21 protein-coding genes are annotated in these 24,505 nt (G+C 52.4%); 10 read left to right on the forward strand and 11 right to left on the reverse strand.

The window, feature by feature from the left end:
* Positions 1–39: 39 nt before the first annotated feature.
* Together AC0YN0_RS16835 and AC0YN0_RS16840 are read right to left on the reverse strand one after the other, a co-directional pair.
* On the reverse strand, positions 40–2,058 hold the full coding sequence (locus tag AC0YN0_RS16835; RefSeq protein ID WP_475822291.1) for a copper amine oxidase: 2,019 nt from the start codon (positions 2,056–2,058) through the stop codon (positions 40–42).
* A gap of 277 nt (positions 2,059–2,335) precedes the next feature.
* Positions 2,336–3,208, reverse strand: coding sequence for a hypothetical protein (locus AC0YN0_RS16840; RefSeq protein ID WP_475822292.1), 873 nt, complete (start codon positions 3,206–3,208; stop codon positions 2,336–2,338).
* Positions 3,209–3,444: 236 nt separating this feature from the next.
* On the opposite strand from AC0YN0_RS16840, the gene AC0YN0_RS16845 reads away from it, so the two are divergent.
* A complete protein-coding gene (locus AC0YN0_RS16845; protein ID WP_475822293.1) occupies positions 3,445–3,942 on the forward strand; it encodes a hypothetical protein in 498 nt (165 codons plus the stop codon).
* 483 nt (positions 3,943–4,425) lie between these two features.
* Here AC0YN0_RS16845 and AC0YN0_RS16850 read toward each other — a convergent pair whose 3' ends face one another.
* The 3 genes from AC0YN0_RS16850 to AC0YN0_RS16860 are packed head-to-tail and all read right to left on the reverse strand — an operon-like array spanning position 4,426 to position 8,353.
* Complete coding sequence (locus tag AC0YN0_RS16850) at positions 4,426–5,646, reverse strand: pyridoxal-phosphate-dependent aminotransferase family protein (protein WP_475822294.1); 1,221 nt, start codon at positions 5,644–5,646, stop codon at positions 4,426–4,428.
* Positions 5,643–6,929 (reverse strand): allantoate deiminase, encoded by a 1,287-nt coding sequence (gene allC / locus AC0YN0_RS16855; protein WP_475822295.1) that lies wholly within the window; start codon positions 6,927–6,929, stop codon positions 5,643–5,645. Before allC ends, AC0YN0_RS16850 begins: the two co-directional genes overlap by 4 nt.
* Before the next feature lie 47 nt (positions 6,930–6,976).
* Positions 6,977–8,353 (reverse strand): allantoinase, encoded by a 1,377-nt coding sequence (locus AC0YN0_RS16860; RefSeq protein WP_475822296.1) that lies wholly within the window; start codon positions 8,351–8,353, stop codon positions 6,977–6,979.
* 264 nt (positions 8,354–8,617) lie between these two features.
* Here AC0YN0_RS16860 and AC0YN0_RS16865 point away from each other — a divergent pair, with 264 nt between their 5' ends.
* Positions 8,618–10,267, forward strand: coding sequence for a PucR family transcriptional regulator (locus tag AC0YN0_RS16865; RefSeq protein ID WP_475822297.1), 1,650 nt, complete (start codon positions 8,618–8,620; stop codon positions 10,265–10,267).
* Between the two features lie 26 nt (positions 10,268–10,293).
* Here the strand turns inward: AC0YN0_RS16865 and AC0YN0_RS16870 are convergent, their stop codons facing one another.
* Entirely contained in the window at positions 10,294–11,337 is a 1,044-nt protein-coding gene (locus tag AC0YN0_RS16870) for a YheC/YheD family protein (RefSeq protein ID WP_475822298.1), read from the reverse strand.
* 155 nt (positions 11,338–11,492) lie between these two features.
* On the opposite strand from AC0YN0_RS16870, the gene AC0YN0_RS16875 reads away from it, so the two are divergent.
* The 3 genes from AC0YN0_RS16875 to AC0YN0_RS16885 are packed head-to-tail and all read left to right on the forward strand — an operon-like array spanning position 11,493 to position 14,672.
* Entirely contained in the window at positions 11,493–12,713 is a 1,221-nt protein-coding gene (locus AC0YN0_RS16875; protein ID WP_475822299.1) for a phenylacetate--CoA ligase family protein, read from the forward strand.
* A gap of 16 nt (positions 12,714–12,729) precedes the next feature.
* Positions 12,730–13,701: a 2,3-diaminopropionate biosynthesis protein SbnA gene (gene sbnA, locus AC0YN0_RS16880; RefSeq protein ID WP_475822300.1), complete on the forward strand. Its 972-nt coding sequence runs from the start codon at positions 12,730–12,732 to the stop codon at positions 13,699–13,701.
* A gap of 5 nt (positions 13,702–13,706) precedes the next feature.
* Positions 13,707–14,672 (forward strand): 2,3-diaminopropionate biosynthesis protein SbnB, encoded by a 966-nt coding sequence (locus tag AC0YN0_RS16885; protein ID WP_475822301.1) that lies wholly within the window; start codon positions 13,707–13,709, stop codon positions 14,670–14,672.
* Between the two features lie 511 nt (positions 14,673–15,183).
* Here the strand turns inward: AC0YN0_RS16885 and AC0YN0_RS16890 are convergent.
* Positions 15,184–15,420 (reverse strand): DUF6953 family protein, encoded by a 237-nt coding sequence (locus AC0YN0_RS16890; protein ID WP_442048517.1) that lies wholly within the window; start codon positions 15,418–15,420, stop codon positions 15,184–15,186.
* A gap of 346 nt (positions 15,421–15,766) precedes the next feature.
* On the opposite strand from AC0YN0_RS16890, the gene AC0YN0_RS16895 reads away from it, so the two are divergent.
* Positions 15,767–16,216, forward strand: a complete 450-nt coding sequence (locus tag AC0YN0_RS16895; protein ID WP_475822302.1) for a MarR family winged helix-turn-helix transcriptional regulator — start codon at positions 15,767–15,769, stop codon at positions 16,214–16,216.
* Positions 16,217–16,264: 48 nt separating this feature from the next.
* Positions 16,265–17,242: an aldo/keto reductase gene (locus AC0YN0_RS16900; RefSeq protein ID WP_475822303.1), complete on the forward strand. Its 978-nt coding sequence runs from the start codon at positions 16,265–16,267 to the stop codon at positions 17,240–17,242.
* A 52-nt stretch (positions 17,243–17,294) separates the two neighbouring features.
* Here the strand turns inward: AC0YN0_RS16900 and AC0YN0_RS16905 are convergent, their stop codons facing one another.
* Complete coding sequence (locus AC0YN0_RS16905; protein ID WP_475822304.1) at positions 17,295–17,984, reverse strand: class I SAM-dependent methyltransferase; 690 nt, start codon at positions 17,982–17,984, stop codon at positions 17,295–17,297.
* A 173-nt stretch (positions 17,985–18,157) separates the two neighbouring features.
* On the opposite strand from AC0YN0_RS16905, the gene AC0YN0_RS16910 reads away from it, so the two are divergent.
* From AC0YN0_RS16910 to AC0YN0_RS16920, 3 genes are all read left to right on the forward strand, one after another.
* A complete protein-coding gene (locus AC0YN0_RS16910; protein ID WP_475822305.1) occupies positions 18,158–18,862 on the forward strand; it encodes a peptidylprolyl isomerase in 705 nt (234 codons plus the stop codon).
* A 171-nt stretch (positions 18,863–19,033) separates the two neighbouring features.
* The gene (locus AC0YN0_RS16915) at positions 19,034–20,563 is read left to right on the forward strand and encodes a glycoside hydrolase family 43 protein (RefSeq protein WP_475822306.1); all 1,530 of its coding nucleotides are present in this window, start codon (positions 19,034–19,036) and stop codon (positions 20,561–20,563) included.
* 110 nt (positions 20,564–20,673) lie between these two features.
* Entirely contained in the window at positions 20,674–21,207 is a 534-nt protein-coding gene (locus AC0YN0_RS16920; RefSeq protein WP_475822307.1) for a DUF6143 family protein, read from the forward strand.
* A gap of 136 nt (positions 21,208–21,343) precedes the next feature.
* Here AC0YN0_RS16920 and AC0YN0_RS16925 read toward each other — a convergent pair whose 3' ends face one another.
* The 3 genes from AC0YN0_RS16925 to AC0YN0_RS16935 are packed head-to-tail and all read right to left on the reverse strand — an operon-like array spanning position 21,344 to position 24,505.
* Positions 21,344–22,762 (reverse strand): LLM class flavin-dependent oxidoreductase, encoded by a 1,419-nt coding sequence (locus tag AC0YN0_RS16925; protein WP_475822308.1) that lies wholly within the window; start codon positions 22,760–22,762, stop codon positions 21,344–21,346.
* 53 nt (positions 22,763–22,815) lie between these two features.
* Positions 22,816–23,646 carry an ABC transporter permease gene (locus AC0YN0_RS16930; RefSeq protein ID WP_475822309.1) on the reverse strand — a complete coding sequence of 277 codons (831 nt, stop codon included), beginning with the start codon at positions 23,644–23,646 and terminating at the stop codon, positions 22,816–22,818.
* Entirely contained in the window at positions 23,639–24,505 is an 867-nt protein-coding gene (locus AC0YN0_RS16935; RefSeq protein ID WP_475822310.1) for an ABC transporter permease, read from the reverse strand. Before AC0YN0_RS16935 ends, AC0YN0_RS16930 begins: the two co-directional genes overlap by 8 nt.

Genomic DNA, 24,505 nt, shown 5'->3' on the forward strand with positions numbered 1-24,505 from the left:
GCTATTTCACTTTAGTCTATTTAGTCTGGATAACCTGTGTTATTGGGCAGCCGGATCAATGATCGGCAGGTCAAGCGTTGGCGTCTCATTGAAGAAGTTCCAAGGCTTGATCATAGCCGTCACCCACTCCGTAGGCATGATCGGGAATTCTTCCGCACGCATGACGTGCGTCGTACCCGTTGTCAGCCATACGACCGAGTCTTCGCTTTCAATATCACGGTTTTGCTGCGTCCAGAGGCCAAGACCCGTGTCCGTATTATGCGTCGTGTATTTGCCCTCCGAGTATAGCTCATCCTTCTTGTAAGGTGTAACCCAAATGTGATTATTAATGAATTCCGCACGTTTCAATACATAGTCCGTTTTCGTGAAGAGCGGTTCTTCCATGAACGGGTGCGTGCCGCCCGCGAACGGAATAACTTGATAACCCGTCGTGTTTCCGAGGATGTTCTTTCTCGATTCGCTCTTAACGAGTACGATTTTGTCGGGATCGAACTTTTGAATCGCTTCTTGCTCCGTTTTGTATGTTTTCTCTTGCATAATCATTTCGCTGCGGGCAAATTCCGGATTGGATACCGTAATCGCCTTAGGCAAAATTTCGCCAACGGAGTTCGTTTCACCGTCAACGTCCAAGTCCAGACGGTAGCTGAAGATATGCTGATGCGTAGGCGCTACAATGTTCTTATCCACAAGCGTGCCATTGCGCGTATCTTTTGCCGCCGTTGGGTCGGACATCGTTTTCGTGTCAACCGCTTTGGCTTGAGCAAGACCCGTTGCGCCGGCCATCAGCTTGATTGAACCATTTTGCAGGAATACCCAGTCCAAAATGTAATCGTAGTTGCCGATTGTCGCAATCGCGCGAAGCACAAGCTCACGGCGTTCCCTTGCGTCGCCGTTATGCGACCATTCCGCATCGGCGTAACGTTCGAACAAGGCAAATGCGCCTTTAATTACGTTAGCCTTGCCCGCCGTGTCATTAAGCGCAGCGTCGAACAACGTTGCATTTTTCGGAACATCGGAACCCATATTGAGCGTACGAACCGACAAGCCTACGCCGTATTCGCCTGCGTCCATGAAAATCTTGTACAGCCAAGCCGGATCCGGATCGCCGTAAGGAACCATCATGCCGCCAAGACCGCCTTCGTACATGACCTTACGCTTGTCGCCGTTCTCCGTGTACGTAACAGTCGATACAATCGGACCTACACGCGGATCAAGACGGAAGTGGAACTTCCAGTTCTGCCAATCTACCATCGTGCCTTTAACCGAGAAGCTTGCGCCTTCAGGCTGGCTAATGATGAGCGGCTTGATTTCATCCGTACGTTTTGTTTTGATCACTTTCGAATAATCGTTCAGATCTGTTGGAATAGGGGGCGTTCCTGTTTCATAAATTTTAAGCACTTTCTTCGCATTCAGGTCAACCAGGAAGGAAAGTCCGTCCATCGGATGAGCCATGTTGTTCACCATACCCTCTACGCTCACTCGAGGTACGGAGATGGCAAGACGCGAGCCCGGAGGCGTCAGTTGCGGGCCGTAATCGCCCAGCGGGCCGTCGGCGAACCGTACTTTGGACAGGTCGGTAAGACCGCGTTTCGCAAGCGCGGCTACCGCTTTTTCGTCCGCCTCAACAATGGACTCCGTTTGCCCCCACTCCGTATAGAGCGGCCAGCCGGTTTTGACTTCCTTCCAATAGGTAATTTTGTCGGTGTCCAGATTAACCGTACCCTCGTAAGGCTTACTTCCTTTAATCAGCGTGAAAGTCGCTTCCCTCGGCAGCTTCGTGATCGGATTCGCATCCCAAGCCCAAACCTTCGCTTTGTCCGGCTCTTCGAGCTTAATCTCGGAGAAATACATATCTTTGCTGCCATACTGGGAATCGCGAATAATTTGCGATGCTTTCTCAATCTCCTGCGGAGTTAGCGGATTCAGCGGGTGATAGACCATCTTGTTGATTTCTGCGGCACTCAGTCGATCGATGCCTAACGCTCCTGGCAGGAAGCTAACCGTGGCAAAAGCGACAGACAAAGCGATAACCGATGCAACCATCTTTTTCTTATTCATAGTTTCCCTCCGTTATGAACGTATTCTCGTGCGGTTATAATTGCTAGAATGTATGCCCACCCCTATCTCACACCATCGCATCCCTCTTCTCTTTCGATCTATGTCAATTATCCTAACATGTAAAGGTAATAATTCACGGAGGCCAAGGTAAAGGTTGTATAAGAACTTCCTCTCATTTCGGTAAAATGTTGCTGCCGATCTCTTCGCTCCTTGCAGAGAACAAAAAAAAGCCCCATCCTCGCATTCGCGAGGATAAAGGCTCGAATCGTTAATGCCGCTACACCTTAATGACGAACGGCACTACGAACGTCTTACCGTTTCGTTGGAATTGCCCCCATACTTTGTACATACCGCTTACAGGGAATGCTGCCCCGAACACAGCCTGAGGGCCTGATGATGCCCAGTTAAGCGGGTGGATATGGATGAACTGCTCCGTTGTCTGATCGATCGCAACAACATGGCCGACCGCCCCCAAGTAAAGCTCAAGATCCGTAATCGGATCACCCGTTTTCTCATCAGTAAACGTATAGGTCATGCTCATTTGCGTCTGAGGCGCCAGCTCATCCGAGAACTCGAGCTTCACCTTCATCCCGTCAACACTGGCCTCAAGCACCTCACTTGGCTGAAGCAACGCCGAACCTGCCGCCGTGCCGCTCACCGTAACCAGTCCGGTTCTCGTGAGCTCATTCAGCCCCGTCGGAACAAAGTCCGCATATAGTTTGAACTTGCCGCTAGCAGGGAATGTTGCCGGCAGTTCGAACCTACCTTTGCCTTTGTACTCAGGATGCACATGCTGGAAATGCTGCAGATCCTCGCTTACTACGATGAGGTGCAGCAGCTTCTCATTCGTTATATCGAATGCATCGATCGGCTTACCGCCGGCTCCGGCAATCGATAGCGAAAGCTTGGACGACACGCCCGCCTGCGGTTCACCCTCCGGCCATTCCAGTCGAATCGCCACGCTTTTCTCCGCCGCCGTCTCCGATCCCGCTCCCGCATGGCGATGCGCCAAGGATAACGCGTACGGATCAAGGAACGGATCCGATAAATCACCAGTCGCCCCGGCATCCTTCGTTCCTTGCAAGAGAAATATCGCCGCAAGAACGAGCACGAACGCCGTCGACAATAACGTCCACTTGTACTTGACCAATCCGCCACCTCCTGCCTCATTCATCCGCTATGAAGCTATTGTATAGAAGTAGAGTAAAAGTAACGCCGCGCGAAAGTAAAAATAAAGTAAAGCTTTGTTAAAATTCAGCCAAGCAACAAAGTAATCTTCCCCACATCGCCATGATGCGGTAGAATAGGAGCTAGACGAAGAACGTCCTGTTGCCATTTTTGGCGAGGGCGTTCTTTTTTTGTTTTCAGAACCAGGGGGCGTGTGGAATGGATCAGTTCGAGTTGGCGCACAAGGCGCTTATCGAGGAGCATTTGAAAAAAAGAAAAGGCGAGCGCAAAGGCCGTTTGCTAAGAGGTCACGGTTTCGGCGAGAGGCTTCTGCTTCAGAATGTATGGTGGCCGCTATTCGGCAGCTTTGAGCATTGTCATCCTGAATATGAAATCTACGATTGGAATCGAAAGTCTCAATTCTTGGACCTGGCTTACATTACCCCATTCGGCAAATTCGGCATTGAATGCGACGGTTTCCAAAGCCACATCAAGGACATGGATAGGGAGCGGTTTAACTACTCATTGAATCGAGACACCTTCCTTACGGGCCTAGGTTGGAAAATGATCCATTTCTCCTTCGATGATATCGAGCGCCGACCTGAGCTGTGCCGCATGCTTTTGCAGCACGTCATCGGCCCTCACATGCTCCGTAGGGATCATGAAGGTTCCAACGCCATTGCAGAGAAGGAACTGTTGCATTCGCATGGCGTCTAGGGCGGCCGGTTCGCCCCAAGGATGTGTGCAGCCTCTTAAACATTGATTTCCGCACCGCCCGCAAGCTATTGCTCACCCTTGTCCAGAAAGGCTGGATGCGCAATATTTCGCAAGGCAAAACAGCCCGCTACTACGAGCTGACCGGCAATGCGCTACACATGCTCCGGTAAACCGCGGCATCATCAATGTTACCTTCTTTCAGACCCTCCCCGTCGCCACGTTATTGCGCTATGTTGGATTTCTGCAGTAACTTTGGGCTGAATTGGCGGGTGCGGTGAGCTATGTTGGATTTTTGCAGTAACTTCGAGCGTTTAACTGCCTTTTTGGACACAAAACAAAGGGCTATGTTGCAAATATCCAACATAGCCCCCAACAGCACACAAAACCGCCTATAGTTACTGCAATTATCCAACATAGCCGTCTGCTGACACGTTTCGCGCGTCGAGGCCACCAGCTCGAAAATCGAGCCGGAGCCAGCCGACGTCAAGCATATGCGTTCAATGCCGCTTGCACGGCGCGGCCCGCTTCCAGCTTGTGACCTTGACGCAACAGAGCTGCTTCGAGCGCGCCGAGCGTAAGCAGTACGTTGCGTTTGCTGCAGCTATAGCCCATTGTGCCAATACGCCATATTTTCCCTTTCAACACGCCGAAGGAGCTTGCAATCTCGATGCCAAAATCCTGCAGCAGCGTACTTCTGACCGCTTCCCCGTCGATTCCCTCTGGAATTTCGACACAGGTGACGACCGGCATTTTGCAGCCGGGGTCGCCATACAGCGACAATCCCATCGCCTCAATTCCGGCGACAAGCGCAGCCTCATGCGCCTTATGCCGCGCATAACGCGGCTCCAGGCCTTCCTCCAGCACAAGCCGCAGCCCTTCTCGCAGCGCATACAGCATCGATGTTGCTTCCGTATGATGGTTCAACCGAGCTGAGCTCCAATAATCCTGGAGCATGCTGAGGTCGAAGTAATTGCTCTGCACCGGACGCAGCAGCGACTCCTCTTCGTTGCCCGTCAGCAGGCCGCGCTCGATTTTCTTGCGCCTCGCGATCTTCGCCGCCGCACGGCTGTTGTACGTGATCGGCGCCATGCCCGCCGGCACGGATAAACATTTCTGCGTGCCGCCGATAACCGCGTCAAGCAGCAAGCGGTCCGTCTCCAGCGCCACGCCGCCTATCGTGGCTACCGCGTCGACGACAAGCAAAGCGTCGAGCTCGCGGCACACTTGTCCAATGCCTTCAAGCGACTGCATCCGCCCAGTTGACGTCTCGCCATGAACGATTGCAACAAGCCTAGGCCGATGTGTCCGTATTGCCGCGACAAGCTCCTCCGTATCGAAGACGAAGCCCCACTCCTTCTCGATTGTCACAACTTCGGCGCCGCAACGCTCGGCAATCTCCGTCAACAGATGTCCGAACCGGCCATAGATCGGCACAAGCACCTTATCTCCCGGCTCAATTAAGCTAACGAGAACCGCTTCAATACCGGACCGCGATGTGCCGTCCACCGGAAATGCCCATTCATTTTCGGTAACGAACAGCTTCCGCAGCATTTCCATCGTTTCATTCATTATCGAAGTGAACTCGGGATCGAATTGCCCTAATATCGGATACGACATCGCCCGCAGCACGCGCGGGTCAACCTCTACCGGCCCCGGCGTCATTATCGTACGCGGCGATGGCGACAAATCCTTGTATACCTTCATAACGCTTCCTCCCCATACCCCAATCTGTACAACAACTCCGTCAGTACCAGCACGCCAACAGCCAGCTCGCTTGGTGCTGTATATTCAAGCGGCGAATGCGAGATGCCGCCGCGGCTCGGAACGAACAGCATTCCAGTAGGGCAGATGTGCTCGAACATTTGGGCGTCATGCCCCGCTCCGCTTACCATCCGCTTCGAAGAAACGTTCAGCTCTCGGCTTATTTCGTCCAAATGGCGTATAATACCTGCATCCATCGGGACAGGCTTCTCGCAAAACCATTCCATCCCGCTAATCTCAAGCTGTCTTTCATCGGCGAGTCGCTTGAACGTCTCCATGACCCACTTGCAAAAGAGACCCAACGCCGCTTCGTCCGCATGTCTGGCATCCACCGTGAACATCACTTTGCCGGGAACGACATTCGGCACGTTCGGCAATACATTCAGCCGCCCTACCGTCGCCACCAGCGGCGCACCTTGCCGAGTCGCTTCGCGACGCAGCTCCAGAATCATCGCACTGACACCTTCCAGCGCATCTCTTCGCATATGCATCGGGGTCGTGCCGGCATGATTCGATTCGCCGGTCACCTCGAATTTCATTCGTCTCTGACCGGCTATCGCGTCAACAACGCCAACAGCTACGTTCTCCGTCTCAAGCACCGCTCCTTGCTCAATATGAACCTCAATGAATGCGCCGATATCGTGACGACGACTGCTCCGGCCAGAGCCTTCCCCGAAGCCGCACTTCGCCATCGCATCCATGAACGAAACCTCATCTATATCCTGCAAATGGGCAACCTGCTCAAAGTCCCTTTTGCCCGCTATACTGCCAGACCCCCAGTAAGCCATCGGAAAACGACTGCCTTCCTCCTCGCATAACGCAACGACCTCCATCGTCCGCTTCGGCTTGCCGTATCGGCCATGCAAGTAGCGCAGCGCCAGCAAGCTTGCCGCAATGCCGTATGCGCCGTCATACTTGCCGCCTTGCACGACCGTATCAATATGTGAGCCCGTCAATATGGAAGAGGCCTCTGTATGCTGCCCCGGCAGCTTGCCGAATAGATTGCCTACCTCGTCGAACTCCGTCACGAAACCGTAGCTCTTCATCCGCTCAGCCAGCGCATGCTGCGTATTCAGCCACGTATCGCTATACAGCAGACGAGTTACGCCGCCCGCCTCGTCCGGACTGAATGCGGCCAACCATTCCAGCACTTCTACAATTTGCTCTTCGAACATTGCGAGCAGTTCTTCCTTCTCTTGCGGGTGTGCTGCAATTCCTTGTCCCATGGCCGCTCCCCCTTTCAAAGCACTGCTGCAATTAGAACTCTCATGGACTATCGGATAAAAGTTCCCCGCTTCTCGCTGCCAAGTCCCGTCTCCGAGTCATATACCTTACGCCCTCTGCTATACACGGCCATAATGCCGCAATGAAAGGTCTCGCCAATATAAGGGCTATGCTTATGACGATGATAGAGCTGATCCTTCTGCAGTACATAGGTTGTGTTCAAGTCTATTAAAATAAGATCGGCATCCGAGCCTAATCTGATCTCTCCCTTAGCGGGATACAGGCCAAATCGCTTCGCAGGCTCGCCGGATATCATTCGGCTAATTTCAGTAAGCGGAATACCGCGTTTCACATGACCTTCGCCTACAAAGAAAGCGACCGAGCTTTGCGCTCCGGCAATCCCTCCCCACGCATCGAAGAAGTTGTCCGCTTCCTTCATTGAAGTCGGGCATGGCGAATGATCCGACGCAATCAGATCGATTCGACCTTCCCTTACCGCTTGCCACAGACGCTCTCGTTCCTCGTTGTCCCGCATTGGAGGCGCACACTTGGCGATCGCGCCTTTCTCCACCATTGTTGCCGAGGTAAACGCTAAGTAATGCGGACAAGTTTCTACCGTAACGTCCATGCCGCGCTCGCGCGCTTCATGAATGGCTCGAACGCCCGCCTCACTGCTTATATGCACAAAGTGCAAGGCACAACCCGTCTGCTCGGCGTAGAACAAGGCTCGATTGATTGCCTCAAGCTCAGCCACAATCGGACGCGTGGCGACGTAATCAGCAGCACCAAGTCGACCTTCCGCCCGCGCGGCGTCAGCTAGCTTCGAGACGATCGGCTCACTCTCGGCATGCAGCGCAAGCACTTTGTTCAAGCTCTTAATGATTTTCATTCCTTCAAGCAACGTATAGTCGTCAACCTCGCGGAAGATATCTTCCCCTTCTCCCCCAGGCGCTGACATGAACGCTTTATAACCAACTACACCAGCGTCGCTTAGCGGCTTCAACTCATGCAGCTTGCCTGGAACAAGGCCGCCCCATAACGCATAATCCACATAGGATCGTTCATACGCCGCATCCAGCTTCATCTGCATAGCGGCAACCGTCACCGTAGGAGGCACCCCGTTCAGCGGCATATCGATATAAGTAGTCACGCCGCCGGCAGCAAGCGCAGCCGAGCCACTCTCGAAGCCTTCCCATGCGCCAAGTCCCGGCTCATTCAGATGCACATGAGCATCGATCATACCGGCCATCACCGTAAGGCCCGATGCATCGATCGTTTCGAGTGCCGGCGCGTCAATGCCATGACCAAGCTGAACGATAAGTCCATCCTTCACGCCAACATCGAGAATGCGAACCTCGTCCTTCAGCACGACGGAACTATTTTTGATTAACAAATCCAGCTTCCCTCTGTCGCTCAATGCATCCACCCGCCCTCTCCATGTATTTCTATGCCGACTCGCGGCAACTCATTATTCGAGCCAAAACACTTTTCCCGTTAACTTACATGACATCAATTAAAGATAGATAAACTCATCATAAACGCTGCAAAATAAATTGTCATTGTGTACACTGACCAAAAATCAACGCTATTCATTGAACAGAATAAACAATCCCGCATTTACACAGCTTCGTATAAATGATATATTCATGTCATATTATCTAACATATATTTCGTAGAGGGTGGTTTAACCATGCTGCTCAAAGATTTAATATCGCTTCCTGTCTACGCGAATGCCGTGGTCGTAGCCGGCCGTGAAGGAATAAGCAACACCGTTCAATCAATCACCATTATGGACGCGCCCGACATCATTCATTATTTGAAGCCGCAGGAACTGCTTCTGACGACTGGCTACGCGATGAAGGATCATCCCGATGCGCTCCTCTCGCTCGTTACGAATATGGCTAATGTCGGCTGCGCCGGCCTCGCCATTAAGACCAAACGATTTTTCCGCGAGGTGCCTCCGGAAGTCATTAAGCGAGCCGACGAGCTGCAATTTCCAGTCATCGAGCTGTCGCTCGAGCAATCGCTTGGCGATATATCGAGCCACTCGCTCAGTCATATTCTAGAGAAACGGACGGACGAGCTGAACTACGCGCTGACAACGCATAAGCAATTTTCGCAAATGATCATGCAGGGCAAGTCGACGCAAGACATCATTGAGGAGTTGTCCCTTCTCATCAGCTCGCCCGTTATGCTCATTGATTCGGAAGCTAAGCTGTTATGCAACTCCGGCGGTCCTGCTTCGCAGCAATACCGCAGCTTGCTTCCTAGCCTGCAAGAGCGAATCGGTTCCTCTCTCGAACCTGGAGGGCAGCTCCCGCAAACGCCTTTTACAATCGCGGCGTCAGTGTTTCACCCGATTATGACCTACCAGCTCGAAGGCTACGTCGTTGCAAGCATTGATCGAAGCCATGAGCACTACAACTTGTCCAAGCATGCGATGGAGCAAGCAGCTAACGTGATTGGGCTTGAGCTTATGAAACGGCAAGCGGTAAAGGAGCGGTCGCGTCGTTACAAGAATGAGTTTTTCTCCGACTTTGTGGATGGCCTCATTTCCTCGGAGCAAGAGCTTACCCATCGCATCAAATATTATAGACTGATGAATCATCCCTACTACGTCAGCATCGTTGTCAAACGTGATACGTCCTACGATACCGCAGACGCCTCGAACACGCTTGAATCAGACGGCAGATTCATTTCGGAACGCGACCGCCATTACAATGTGCTTAAGAACGAGTTTTCCAAGCTCGATCAACGGTTCGTTCTGTTCACCAAAAACGATTATTTCTGCATATTAATTGCCTTGCAGCGAAGTATTGACGTGAAGGCAGGCAAGGTAAGCAAGTTTCTCGAGCAAATGCGGCAAGTCGTCGATAGCCTGCACCTGTCGCACGGCATTCCGATATCAATGGGCGTAGGCAACCCCGTCTCTCAGCTCGCAGACATTCCGTTGTCCTACAAGGAGGCAGTGGAAGCTCTGCAGACCGGCTATGATGCCCGCAAGCGACAGTTCGTCCAGCCTTACCGCGCCAAAAACTTCAATAACCTGCTGCGTATGATCCCGAAGGAAGAGCTGAGAGAATATTACGAGGATACGTTCAAGGATCTGCTCCATATTGAAGGCAAGGAACGAAGCGATCTTCTGAAGACACTAAGCACGTTCTACGAGACGCATTGCCAGCTGGCCGAGACTGCCAAGCAGCTATTCGTTCACCGCAACACCGTCACCTATCGCCTCGAAAAATGCGAAAGGCTCACCGGCCGGGACTTGCGCGACCCGGTCGAGAGCCTTCGATTCCGCACTGCCTTTTCAATGGAATCTATCGTTCATTCCGATTAAGGGGCGTGCATTACTGCTATTTACACTTATACGCCGCGTCTAGCCTTGCCGCAATTCAACGCATAGGTGCGGCCATATGCCCTCGCGTAACGGATGATTCTGCGCAGCATCGTCTGATCAGGCAGCAGCGTGAACGGACAAGGATCGGGCGCCGTGTTAACCTCCAATATCCATGGCTTCATTTGTTTATCCAGCGCGAGGTCAAGTCCGATCACGCGCAGCCCCGGATATGCAGCACGAAGCTGCTTCGCCGTAACCAGACCGATATAGTCCATATGCCGCAGCAAACGGTTGCGATAACCCGCATCGGAATATTTCTTCAACAGACGCGCAGTCGGGTATATGGATCCGCCCTGACTGCCGTTTGTTACGATTTTGCGCGGATGAGCTACTCTTCCGAGTGTACCCGTCGCTTCCCAGCCGCCATACGGCGACCTCTGCACCATTAAGCGAATATCGAACGGTCTGCCTTTATGCTTAAGCAGGTTAATCCCTTTTTGCACGATATAAGTCTTACCCCTCGTCTCCCTGACAAGAGCGTAATAGAGCGCCTCATAACTGCCGAACGATGCCTTCCGAAGCCCATTCTGATACGTAAACTTGCCTCGATACGCTTCCACGCGCATAACGCCGATGCCCATTTGACCGCCCGTCGGCTTCACATAGACCATACCGAATTTTTGCAGCATTCCATACAAGGATTGCTTGCCGAACAGTTTTGTCATCGGCACATGATGACGCAGTTCTCCGTTACGTAGCAGTATCTTCGTCTTGGCCCATTTATCCTTATACGATTTGCTCACTTTAACGACTGGTTTAGACACCTTGCGCTTCACCGGCGCTTGTTGTACATATTTCCTCTTAGGAGGCGCCGCATGCCTGCTTCTGACCGGGCGACCGTTCCCAGCCGATAATCCCCGTTTCCTCTTCGCTGCTTTGAATTTCTTCTTTGGCCCCGAATACCCTCTCCGGTACCTAGAGTAGCTGTTAATAGATACCTCGGCCTTTGGGCCATCCTCGATACTGCCAGCTTTTCGAACCGTTGCCGCCTTGTTCACATACACGTCCACGCAATCCCTCCGTTATTTTCAGTCTCTTGTTACAATATTAAACTAGTCAAAAAATAGCCCTAGGCCGCTATCGTCATAAACAGAACCGAGCTGTCATCGCGAACATATGCTTAAGTAATTCAGCTTTGAATCTATGCGATAGGAGGTTCATACCTATGACTCTAGCAATGCCGATTCAGCAACAAGTAGAGCTGATAGGCAAGCTTCATCCCTGGTACACCGAATGGCTCGCGCAGTTGGGACTCCATACTTCTGTGCAAAATGTTGCAGAGCTGCCTCTTGTTACATCCGAAGTGCTTGAACAGGGGTATTATGCAGTATCGAGCAGAACGGAACCCGGCTTATCCGTTTATCGGACGTCTGGTACATCATCAGGCAAGCGCAAGTCCATCTATTATTCGGAGTCGGATGATGAGCGCTATATCGATGCCAAGATGACTTCCTTCCAAGAATGGCTGGGCAGTGATCTACCGAGTGTACGCAAAGCGCTTGCCGATATGGGTACTGGGCATGCGGCCAGCACGGCCGTCACTATTTTCGAGAAGATGGGTTTCGCGGCTGACTCCTTGTCCTTCTCTTCTCCCATTGAAGAGCACATTGCTCGCCTCGACACCTTTAAGCCCGACCTCCTCTACACTATGCCTTCCATTTTGGATGGCATCGCCGCAGCCGCTCCCGCACCGTCCGCATTCGGCATCAAAAAAATAATCGTTGTAGGCGAGATCGCCACCTTGGAATGGCAAGCCAATATGGCTGAACGCTTCGGCATTCAGCGGAGCGATATTCTCGACACTTACGGCTCCATCGAGATCGGAGCTATCGCCGCCTACTCGCATGAGCTTGGCAAATACGTTTTATCAGAAGGGTTATTCGCCGAAGCGCTGCCGGCTGAACAAATTGATCCGAGCTTCTCTCCGCTTCAGGAGAATGAAGGCGTACTTGTGCTGACTTCTTTCGTTCGTTCCATGTTTCCTGCTATTCGATTCGTCACTTATGACGTCGTGAGAGATTTTGAGACTCATATAGTGAACGGGGTGCCAAGGCAGACCTTCAGGTGCATCTCCAAGCGAATCGGCTCGGAGCTGAAGCATGGCGAGAAGATTAGCCTTTACGACATTGAAGAGGTCGTCAACCGCTACGTGCATGATGCGGAGCTGCGGGTGCGCATTAGCGGCAATAAGCTTGCCGTCCATATTAAGAGCAAAACGTTGGATGAAGCAATGATAGAAACGATTCAGCAGGCCATTGAGGAGAAAATCCCCGAGATTGGCGAAATGATTCAAAACCGAATATTAAGCGGGATTGTCGTAACGAAAGCAACGGATAACGAGCAATTGGAACGAGGAGCGGTGAAGGCGAAAAAGATTTATTCGTGAGAGGTGGACCATTGTGGTGAATGACAATATATTGGCCGTTATTGGAGAAACGCCGCTCGTGCGGCTGTCCAAACTATTCGAAGAGCAGCGCGGCATACGAGTATACGCCAAGCTAGAGCTGATGAATCCGAACGGCAGCTCCAAGGACCGGCCTGCGGCACGAATTATCAATCAAGCGATCAAGGATGGAAGAATTGGTCCGGGGTCAGTCGTCATTGAATCGAGCTCAGGCAATATGGCAATCAGCCTCGCGTCCATTTGCTCCTATTATGGAATGAAATTTATATGCGTCATCGACCCAAAAACATCCGAACAGAACATCAAAATTATGAAAGCATACGGTGCGGAGATTGAATTCGTGGCAAAGCCCGATGAAGCGACTGGCGAATATTTGCCTGCAAGGCTGCAGCGGGTGCAAGAGCTGCTTACGCGTATACCGGGCAGCTATTGGCCGAACCAATATGCGAACGAAAACAACTACGGCGCTCATTATGAAGGCACGATGCGCGAGATCGTAGACAAGCTTGGGACAGTCGACTATGTTGTCGGAGGCGTCAGCACCTGCGGCACGATGCTTGGATGCTCTATGTATGCGCGCAAGCACTCGCCTGGCACGAAGCTCGTAGCTGTGGATGCCGAAGGCAGCGTCATATTCGGAGGCGCCAAAGGTCCGCGCGTGTTTCCCGGTCTCGGGGCAGGCATCGTCCCTCCCTTCGGCCAGTCGTCCTTTATGGACATTTCTATGAATATACCAGAACGTGAAATGGCAGCCAGCTGCAGAGCGCTCGTACAGAAAGAGTCGATTCTTGCCGGTCCGTCCTCGGGTGCCGTCATTGCGGCTATGACGCGTCTCTACGATCAAATTCCAAGCGACTCCGTCTGTGCCGTTATTCTCCATGATCGCGGCGAGCGCTACTTGGATACCGTCTACTCCGACGCCTGGATCGAACGGCAATTCGGCACTGCTAATTCACCGTTGAAAGGATAATGCGCGTGTTATATTTGAACGATAATCATCTACGCATGGTCGGCCTGCAATGGAATGAGCTTGTGAATAGCGTAGAACATGCCGTCACCGTTATGGACCAAGGCGATTTTGCCCAGCCTTTGAAGCCTTATTTGCGCTACAATGATCCGGCCAACCGCATTATCGCAATGCCCGCTTATATCGGCGGCGACGTGCAAGCGGCAGGCTTGAAGTGGATCGCCAGCTTTCCCGGCAACATTCATCTCGGACTGCCTCGCGCGCATAGCGTGACAGTCCTGAACAATGCGGCGAGCGGCGTGCCGTATGCCATCCTTAACGCACCGCTCGCGAGCGCCGCACGGACGGCTGCAGTAAGCGGTCTTGTCATTCGCCATTATTTGAAGGCTCATCCGGGCCGCCGCATGAAGGTAGGCATTATCGGATGGGGGCCGATCGGTCAACTTCATTTCGATATGTGCGCCGATCTATACGGCGATCTCATCGACTCCGCGCTCGTCTACGACATTAGAGAGCCGAAGCTCGATGACGTTCACCCCGCCCTTCGCGGCAAGACGCTTGCCGCAGCCACTTGGCAGCAGCTCTACGCCGAATCGGACGTCGTCATTACCTGTACCGTGAGCAGCAATCGCTACATCGATGTGCCTCCTGCGCCGGGAACGCTGCTGCTGGACGTGTCGCTGCGCGACTTCAAGACGGATGCCATCGGCAAGGTGAAGGCGGTCATTGTCGACGACTGGAGCGAAGTATGCCGCGAGAATACCGACATCGAGCTGCTGCATAAGGAGTGCGGCCTTGCGAAGGAGCAGACGCATTCGCTCGCCGACGTTGTATGCCGCGAGGCATTAGCCGCTTGGGCCGATGACGAACCGGTCTTGTTCTGTCCAATGGGCATGGCTTCTTTCGATATGACCGTTGCCGCCTATATGGTGCGACGAGCGGAATCGCTTGGAATCGGCGTCAAGCTGGAATAGCTGTTGCTGGGATGCCATCTTATTCTTATTCTTATTCTAATAGATATAGTTTTTAGCTCTATTTCTCTCAAACCAGCTAGTCTTCGCGGAATAGGTATACTTTCTATACCTATTCCATCTCGCGGCGGTTGGTGGGGGCATGGTGAGGTAACTTTTATGTGAAATAGATATACTCTCTAGCTAACTTTTATGCGAAATAGATATACTTTCTAGCTCTATTTCTCCCAAACTAGCTAGTCTTCGCGGAATAGGTATACTTTCTATACCTATTCCATCACGCGGCGGTTGGTGGAGGCATGGCGAGGTAACTCTTATGTGAAATAGATATACTTTCTAGCTCTATTTCTCCCGAACTAGCCAGACTTCGCGGAATAGGTATACTTTCTATACCTATTCCATCTCGCGGCGGTTGGTGGGGATACGTTTATAATTTAATAGTTAACTAAAAAGGACCTCATACTCCACGACGATCGGATCGTGGAAGCTGAGGTCCTTTTTCATAAATTAAATATTAGCTCCAGCCCCAGAAGAAGCCGTCCCGTTCCCATGCCGCTTTGCCGCGGTGGAGCTTGCGGAACGCCTTCTTCACCTCTTTGTCGATCGACTCGTTGCCGTTGTCGTTCACATAAATGAATGATTCGCCAAAATGGCTTTTAATATATTGGACTGCGGCTTCTTGATGCAAGATACCCGCCGATTTCACTTCATTTAACATCCATTCCGCCACATCTTCTGCGGTATGCGCCATTTCTCTACTCCTCCATTCAACATCAAATAAACGCTGTAACTATAGCATAATCAGCTGGAGATCACAACGAAGACTCACTTCGTACACCGACCGAGAAGATGGCAATGGATCGCAAATGGAAAAATATTCTTCAATTAGACGGGGAAATAAAAAAATAGAACCTCATTGGAATATGGTCCAACCTCCCGACGCTGATGCAAGCAGGGCGGCCTATACCCTGCCTAATGCCTTGTTGACAGCCGGCAGCCGTGTGAACTATATTTTATTTAATACAATTTAATTGGATAATCATTAATGTAACGGGGCATTTTATTTATGAACAATGCCTATATCTATGGAGGTACTTATGAATATCGACGATACAATAAAGCTTGATAACCAAATCTGCTTCTCCATCTATGCCTGTTCACGGGAAATAACGAAGCTGTACCGCCCTATTCTCGATGAGCTCGGATTAACCTATACACAATACGTCACCATGCTTGCCCTTTGGGAGCAAGATCATATATCGGTAAGTGCGCTCGGCCATCGACTCTATCTAGATTCGGGCACACTTACGCCGTTGTTGAAGAAGCTTGAAGCAGCCGGCTTACTAACGCGCACCCGCGATCGCGAAGATGAGCGCAGCGTCCTCGTTACGCTTACGGAACAAGGCCAGGCTTTGAAGAACAAAGCTTATGAAGTCCCTCCTCAGCTTTACTGTCAGCTGGACAGCTCGCCGGAAGAGGCGCATTCGCTCCTGCAACAGATGAATGAGCTTTTGGGCAAAATTCAACAAATCACCGGTAAATCCTAACCTGTTCTAAAGAACGATTGTTATTTGTCACAAAAGGAGACCGCTGCCATGCCTCAATCCACCTATCGACGATTCGGCAATACTTCTATGAAGTTATCTCCTCTCGGACTCGGCTGCTGGCAGCTCAGCAACGGGAATGGCTTGATTGGCAAGTTCTGGCCCGCGCTTGATCCGAGCACAATCAACGACATCGTCAGAATCAGCTATGAAGGCGGTATCAACTGGTTCGACACCGCCGAAATCTATGGCAACGGGCAGTCGGAGCAACAGCTTGCCCGGGCTTTGCGCGAGTCGCTGCCAGCAGGAGCTCATACCCATATCGCAACGAAATGGTGGCCGGTCCTTCGTACCGCAACCAATATCGGACGGACGATCCACGATCGTATGAACGCCCTCGAGGGTCGGAAGATCCATTTGTATCAGATTCATAAGCCGTTCTCTTTCTCCAGCGTAAGCAGCGAGATGGGCGAGATGATAAAGCTTGCGGAAGCCGGCATGATCGAGCATATTGGCGTCAGCAACTTCAGCGCTAAGCAGATGGTTGAAGCCGACCGCGTTCTGCGCAGTCACGGCATGCGGCTTGCTTCCAATCAAGTGAAATTCAGCTTGCTTGACCGTGACATAGAGAATAACGGCATCCTGGATACAGCCAAGGAGCTGAACGCCGCTATTATCGCTTTTTCGCCGCTCAAGCAAGGCATTCTAACCGGCAAGTTCCATGACAATCCACAGCTGGTCAAATCAATTCATGGCCCTCGCAGATTCGGCGCATCCTTCCGCCCGAACGGACTGCAGCGCTCAATGCCGCTTATCGATACGATGCGTCAGATCGCTTCCCACTATGATGCCACCGTCGCGCAGATCGCGCTCAATTGGCTCATTCACTTCAATGGCGATACCGTGTTCGCAATTCCCGGCGCCTCCAAAGCGCAGCACGCCGAGCAGAACGTCAAGACGCTGCGCTTCAAGCTGACGATTGACGAGATGCACGAGATTAGCGAAGTGTCGAAGTTCGTTATTCGCTAACCTGCACGCAGGAGCAGCGCCTCATCTAAGCGCGCTCTCCCAACTTTCCCCTTTACGTATATAGCCACCAAACCCCCGCGCATTCCGGCACATGAGCCGCTTCGCTGCCAACCCCATCTGCCCTCTCCCTATCTTCTCCGAAAAAGAAATCAGTCAGCTCTTCTGCCTGCTCCGCGCTATCGAACTCGTAGTCCAAACGAATCCACTTATGCGAAAACCCGTACTTCTCCGTCAATGCAGAGTAATAGCTCAGCAGAAAATCCGGCGGGTTCGGCTGTTCAACCCCCGTCCCCATCGTCTCGAAAATAACAATCGTCCCGCCCGGCCGCAGCACCCGCTTAAGCTCCTGCATGACCGCATCCACATCTTGTTCCCAGCTTGGATTATTGCTAGATGCCAGGTAGCATATACTCCAGCCCGCCACGATGAGATCGGCGCTTCTCTCCGCAAGCGGCAGCTTCCACATATCAGCGGCGATTGTCCGCCAGTTCGCATGCCCGGCCGCCGTGAGCTTATCCGCCGCAATGGAGAGCATCGCTTCGGAAACGTCCGTTGCCACCATAGACCGGGCCTCTCCCGCCAGCACCGCAGCGAGTCTGCCCGTACCCGCTCCAACATCAAAAATATCCAGTCCGCCATAAGGCTTAATCTCGCGGATGCATGCCTGCAAAGCAGGCTGCTTCGTAATCAACGCGTCGTAACGCGCCGCTTCCGTCCTATAAATCGATTCATGATCCGGCATACCAGTAATCATCCTTCCGTATTCGATTAGCACTACGAATTCATCGTAAAGCTTTCCCTTACGAGAAGGTCAATCCTCCGTCTTAAGCAATCCGTTCCCTACTCGCACTCGCATTCAAATCAATCGATATGCTATTATACAAAGTGGATCATATACAAGGGGGATGCGTACACATGCTGTTGAATAAAAGATTATTTGCAGGGCTGCTCGTCATACTCGCCGTTATGCTTGTCGTAACGACAGGCTGCGGAGCTAGCAAGGAAAACAACGGAGGCAACACCCAAGGCTCGGGCAACAACGAGAATGCTGCCGCCACCGAACCGCCGCAGGAAGAGGGTCCTGAGCTGCTTGGATCGGACAAGCATCCAGTCGTTACAATAGAGATGAGCAATGACAAGGTCATCAAGGTCGAGCTCTATCCAGAGGTCGCTCCGAATACGGTCAACAACTTCATCTCGCTTGTGCAAAGCGGATTCTATGACGGCGTTATTTTCCACCGTGTTATTCCAGGCTTCATGATTCAAGGCGGAGATCCCGATGGAGCAGGCACTGGCGGTCCAGGCTACAGCATCGCCGGCGAATTCACGTCGAACGGCTTCGAGAACAAGCTGAAGCATAAGCGCGGCGTTATCTCCATGGCTAGGACGAATGATCCTAATTCGGCTGGCTCACAGTTCTTCATCATGCACGAGGACGCTACTTCGCTAGACGAACAATATGCATCATTCGGCAAAGTCATTGAAGGCCTTGATGTCGTTGATGAGATCGTTGCCCAAGAACGCGATGGCAGCGACAAGCCGCTTGATCCTCTTTCCATGAAGAAGGTTACAGTGGATACGAAGGGCATGACGTTCGAAGCTCCGAAAAAAGCAGAATAACGCTCGATTAACTGCTCAAGAAGAGAGGACCCGGTTCCTCTCTTTTTTTGCGTTCATGAGTAGCAATACAATCTATGTCTTGTTAAATGGACAGAAGAATAATATAATAATTTCATTAATCGATTAATGTTTATATGAATTATTGAATATCTGAACAGGGGGAACACCACATTGAACAAAAGAACAGCTTTTATCGCGTCCGTATGCGTTCTCGCAGTAATGAGCGCTTGCAGCGACAACGGCGGCGGCAATAACGTGCGTAACCAAAATACGAATAACCCCGCCCCCACGACCGTACCTAAGGCAGAAACTGACGCAAATAATTTGGAAGCGGTTACAGAAAAAGAGCCTCAGTTCAAAAATGCATCTGTACACGATCCGTCGATTATTAAAGTCGGAGATACGTTCTATGTGTTCGGCTCTCATCTCGCGGTCGCCAAGTCGAACGATCTAATGAGCTGGGAGCAGTTGAATTCCAGCGTCTACGACGAGAATCCCATTATACCGAACGTAACGAAGGAAATGAGCGAAGGACTGGAATGGGCCGAAACGGATACGTTCTGGGCTGGCGACGTCATTCAGCTCGCGGACGGCAAGTTCTATATGTATTACAGCATGTGCAAAGGCGATTCGCCCCGCTCCGCGCTCGGCATCGCCGTTGCGGACAACGTCGAAGGTCCTTATACGGACAAAGGCTTAATTCTCAAATCCGGCATGTGGAATGATCTCGGCGCAGACGGCAAGTTATACGATGCTACCGTCCATCCGAACGTCGTTGATCCGAACGTGTTCTTCGACAAGGACGGCATCCTGTGGATGGTATACGGCTCCTATTCCGGAGGAATCTTCATTATGAAGCTTGATCCGGCGACGGGGCTGCCGCTTGAAGGGCAAGGCTACGGCAAGAAGCTGCTCGGCAACAACCATAGCCGCATAGAAGCGCCTTATATTCAGTACGTCGAAGAAACCGGCTACTATTACCTCTACCTATCGTACGGCGGCCTTGATGCGATAGGCGGCTACAATATTCGTGTCGCCAGATCCGAGAATCCAGACGGTCCTTACGTCGATTCGGAAGGTAAAGAGATGATTAACGCCTTCGGCGCGTACGGCACTTTGTTCGATGATTTATCTATTGCTCCCTACGGCGCTAAGTTAGTAGGCAATTTCCAGTTCGATAACATAGAAGGTGAAATTGCGAATATCGGAACGGGATACGTATCTCCCGGCCATAATTCCGTTTATTACGATGCCGACTTGAATAAAAACTTCATTATTTTCCATACCCGCTTCCCGTCGCGCGGCGAAGCGCATGAGGTTCGCGTTCATCAATTGCTTATGAATACGGAGGGCTGGCCCGTCATAACTCCGCATCGATACACCGGCGAGACGGCGGAGAAGGTTGATGCCGCGGAGATTGTCGGGGCTTACAAGTTCATTAACCACGGTAAAGAAATTACCGCCGATATTAAAGCTGCCGCGATGTTCGAGCTGCAGAAGGACGGCAACCTAACAGGCAGCGTCCAGGGAACGTGGAAGAACACCGGGGACTACACGGTCGATATCACGGTGGACGGGATCGTCTATCATGGCGTTTTCCTCCGTCAATGGAATGAAGGAACGTTGTCTTACGTCATGACGTTCAGCGCCCTTTCCGATGAAGGTATCGCAATATGGGGAAGCCACGTCTCCAAGGAATGATTTCATACCGTTAATTATTGTCATCGTTCCTCAGATGCCTCGTTATAGGCATGTTCCAAGATTCCAATCATATGGTGGAATAGAAGCGAATCTGGAAGGACGGTGCAGCAATGTATTCCTTTGGCCCGCCGAACGTGGTCGATATCACCAATCCGTTCATCAAGTCATTGCAAGGAAAGTATTTCATGGGGGAGACGGATCAGCTTCAGCCGACGGATTCCAACCGCGTCTGGGCTGCGCTCGTCAATCCGCCTCATTCCGGCGTTAATCTGTTTTTTGACGTATACGTCGTTAGCAATTTGTCGCATGAGCCTCTCGTCTCGCAAATTTGCTTCTGCAACGGCCTGCCTACTCGCGGCATGATGTCGCATGAAGTATCGGCAACGAATCTAACGATACACCCGAGACCGGCGCCTTGCGGTCAGGTGCAATTCGGCAGCGAGCTCGATCCTAAGACGCTCGGCGCCGTCCCCGTCTCCACCCGGGTCATACCGGGCTACTCGAGTATTACGAGCGAGAAGGACGGCCGCTGGATCTTCGGCCCAGGCCAATCGCTGCTGTTCACGCTGACCGGACCGATGCACCGCTCCGCCCCTGCCGTTGTGTCGTTCGGCTGGTGGGAGGAGCCGGTAGGAAGATACTAGCCTAACGTGAATGAAGAAAACCTCACTCCTCATGAACCTAGGTTCATGGCGAGTGAGGTTTTCTTCACTATTTCTATTAAAGACTCTTATCTGGCCTTATTCAGTGAGCTTAGCCTCATTAAATAGTGAGGCTACCTCACTGACCCGCTATCGCTGCATCGTTGCTGCTGCCGACTAGACTCTCATTCGCGCTCGCATCGGCTGCTGCTCCTTGCACCGATGCCCACTTGTTGCGGAAATGTCCGATGCCCGGACGCTCCAGCCCCAGATGCTCGCGCAGCGTGCTGCCGGTGTATTCTTCGCGGAACAGACCGCGCTGCTGCAGAATCGGAACGACTTGATCAACGAAGTCGTCGAGTCCGCCCGGCAGCACCGGAGGCATAATGTTGAAGCCGTCGCAGCCGTACTCATCGAACCAATGCTCCATTAGATCGGCTAGCTGCTCGGGCGTTCCGACGAATTGCATATGTCCCCTCGCGCCAAGTATCCGTCTGCCAAGCTCCAGCATCGACAGCTGCTCGCTGCGCGCCATATCCATAATAAGCTGGACGCGGCTCTTCATGCCGTTCGACTTCTCGACCGGATCCGGAATGTCCGGCAACTGATCGTCAAGCGAGTAACCGCTTAGATCGATGCCAAGGAATGCCGACAGGAAGCCGGTAATCGCCGAACGCGGAATGAGCTCCTGCAGTTGGCGGTAACGAGCTTGCGCTTCTTCCACCGTCGCGCCGAGAATCGGCGACAGGCCCGGCATGATTTTCATGCTGCCGCGTTCCCTGCCATAGTCCGCCAGCTTGCTGTTCACGCTCTCGTAGAACGTTTTGGCCGCTTCCAGCGATTGCTGCGCCGTGAAGATGACCTCTCCCGTGCTTGCCGCGAAATCCTGTCCCGGCCCGGACGAGCCGGCCTGGATCAGAACCGGATAGCCTTGCGGCGAACGCGGTACGTTAAGCGGCCCGCGCGTTTTGTACCAATTGCCCTTGAAGTCGACCGTCCGCACCTTCGAACCGTCCGCGAATTGTCCCGCCTCGCGGTCGAGCACTAACGCATCGTCTTCCCAGCTGTCCCATAAGCGAGTAACCGCATCGACGAATTCACGCGCCATCTCGTAACGAAGGCCGTGCTCGGGATGCTTATCCTTGCCGTAGTTGAACGCCTCGACATCCTGCTGCGACGTCACGATGTTCCAGCCTGCGCGACCGCCGCTAATATGATCGAGCGAAGAGAACTTGCGCGCCACGTTGAACGGTTCGTTGTACGTCGTCGATACCGTTGCCGTCAGGCCGATCTTCTCCGTCGCCCCCGATAATGCCGACAGCAGCGTAATCGGCTCCAGCATGCCGGCAACCGCTTCATCGACGCCCATCACATACAGCAGATCCGCGAAAAAGATCATATCGAACTTGCCGCGCTCAGCCGTCTGCGCCAGCTTGCGATAAAAGTTAATGTCGAACATGCCTTCCACGCCGGAATCCGGATGACGCCAGCCCGCATGGTGATGCCCGGTATAGTAGATGAATGCTCCGAGATGAAGCTGCTCTTTTCTCGTTCCCATAGTTGTTACCTGCCCTTCTCGTCTCTTCTGCTTTACTGCCCCTAATAACCAGCTTAACCTTTATACGTATCGCGCCAGCGCAGCCACTTTTTCTCCAATAGCCGTATGGCCGAGTCCGACAGCTTACCGAATACCGCGAATATAATAATGCCCACGAACACAATCTCCGTCTGCGAATACGCTCTTGCGTCCTGAATCATATAACCGATGCCGGCGCTCGTTCCCATCATTTCGGCAACGACGAGCAGCAGCCAAGATACCCCAAGCGATAATCGTACGCCTAGCAAAATGTTCGGCAGCGCCGTAGGGATAATAAGCTTCGTTATTTGCTGCAGCTTCGTGTATTGCAGAATCCGCGTCACCTCGTACAGCTTCGTTTCTGTGCTTCGAATACCTAGAAATGTATTTACATACACCGGGAAAAACGCCCCAAGTCCAATGAGCAGCACCTTCGAGAACTCGCCGATTCCGAACCAGAGAATGAACAACGGAATGACTGACAATAGCGGTACGGTCCGCAACATTTGCAGCGAAGGATCAAGCGTCTTCTCGACGACTTTGCCAAGTCCGGCAGACAGCCCGAGCAGCAGCCCAAGCCCGCCGCCTAGCAGGAAACCTAATCCAGCGCGATAAGCGCTTATGCCGAGATGCTCGAACAGCTCTCCGCTGACGCATAGATCGATGAAGCTTTTCCCAATAAGAACAGGCGATGGCAGCATCGTTCTAGGCAGCAGCTCCAAGCCGCTCACGAATTGCCACACCGCTACGATGACAATGGGCACTAACCATGCATGCGTCCATTTCGGGAAAAAATCCAACCAATCTCGGCGTTCCTCTGCCTGATTTGCAGGCTTCGCCTTGTTAGCAACAACCTGCTCAGCCATGATTGCCGCCCCCTTTGTAGCTGTCCTGCCAGCGCAGCAGCCGTTTCTCAAGCAGCTTCACCAGCGAGTCCGTTATTTTACCCACAGCCGCGAAGACGATAATGCCCACGAATACAACCGTTGTAATCGAGAAATATCTAGCATCGTTAATGAGGAAGCCGATACCTGAGCTCGAGCCCATCATTTCCGCAACGACGAGTCCCAGCCAAGCTACCCCGATCGACAGCCTTACGCCTAAGAAAATATTCGGCAGCGACGCCGGCAGCACCAGCTTCGTGATCAACTGCCAGCGGCTGAATTGCAGCACGCGTGCAACGTCGAACAGCTTGCCGTCAACCGAGCGGATACCAAGAAATGTATTGACGTATAGCGGGAAGAAGGCGCCTTTGGCGATAAGCAATATTTTCGAAGCTTCGCCGAAGCCGAACCATAGAATGAACAACGGCGCGAGCGCCAAATGAGGCAGCGTGCGCAGCATTTGCAACGATGGATCGATAAGCCGTTCCGTCCGGTACGAGAAACCCACCCATAAGCCTGCCGCCAAGCCGATCGCTCCGCCTAGCAGGAAACCAAGCAAGGCGCGCCAGAACGAAATGCGCAGATGAAGGAACAGCTCGCCCGATGCCGTCAGGTTAACGAACTCCTCTATAATCTGGCCCGGCGTCGGGAGCAGCGTCGGATTGAGCTTGCCCATCATCCCGGCACTTTGCCAAATGACCAGAATGATGACTGGTACCAGAATACCTAGGAACAGATTAAATGTTTGAATCTGGAGACGGCTGCTCGGCCGTCTCTTCGATTTGCTCTTGTTTGCTGCAATGGATGGCGCCGCCAACTTCTCCGTACTTGCTTGAGCCAT

It is taken from the genome of Paenibacillus sp. J22P218 (assembly GCF_056269195.1).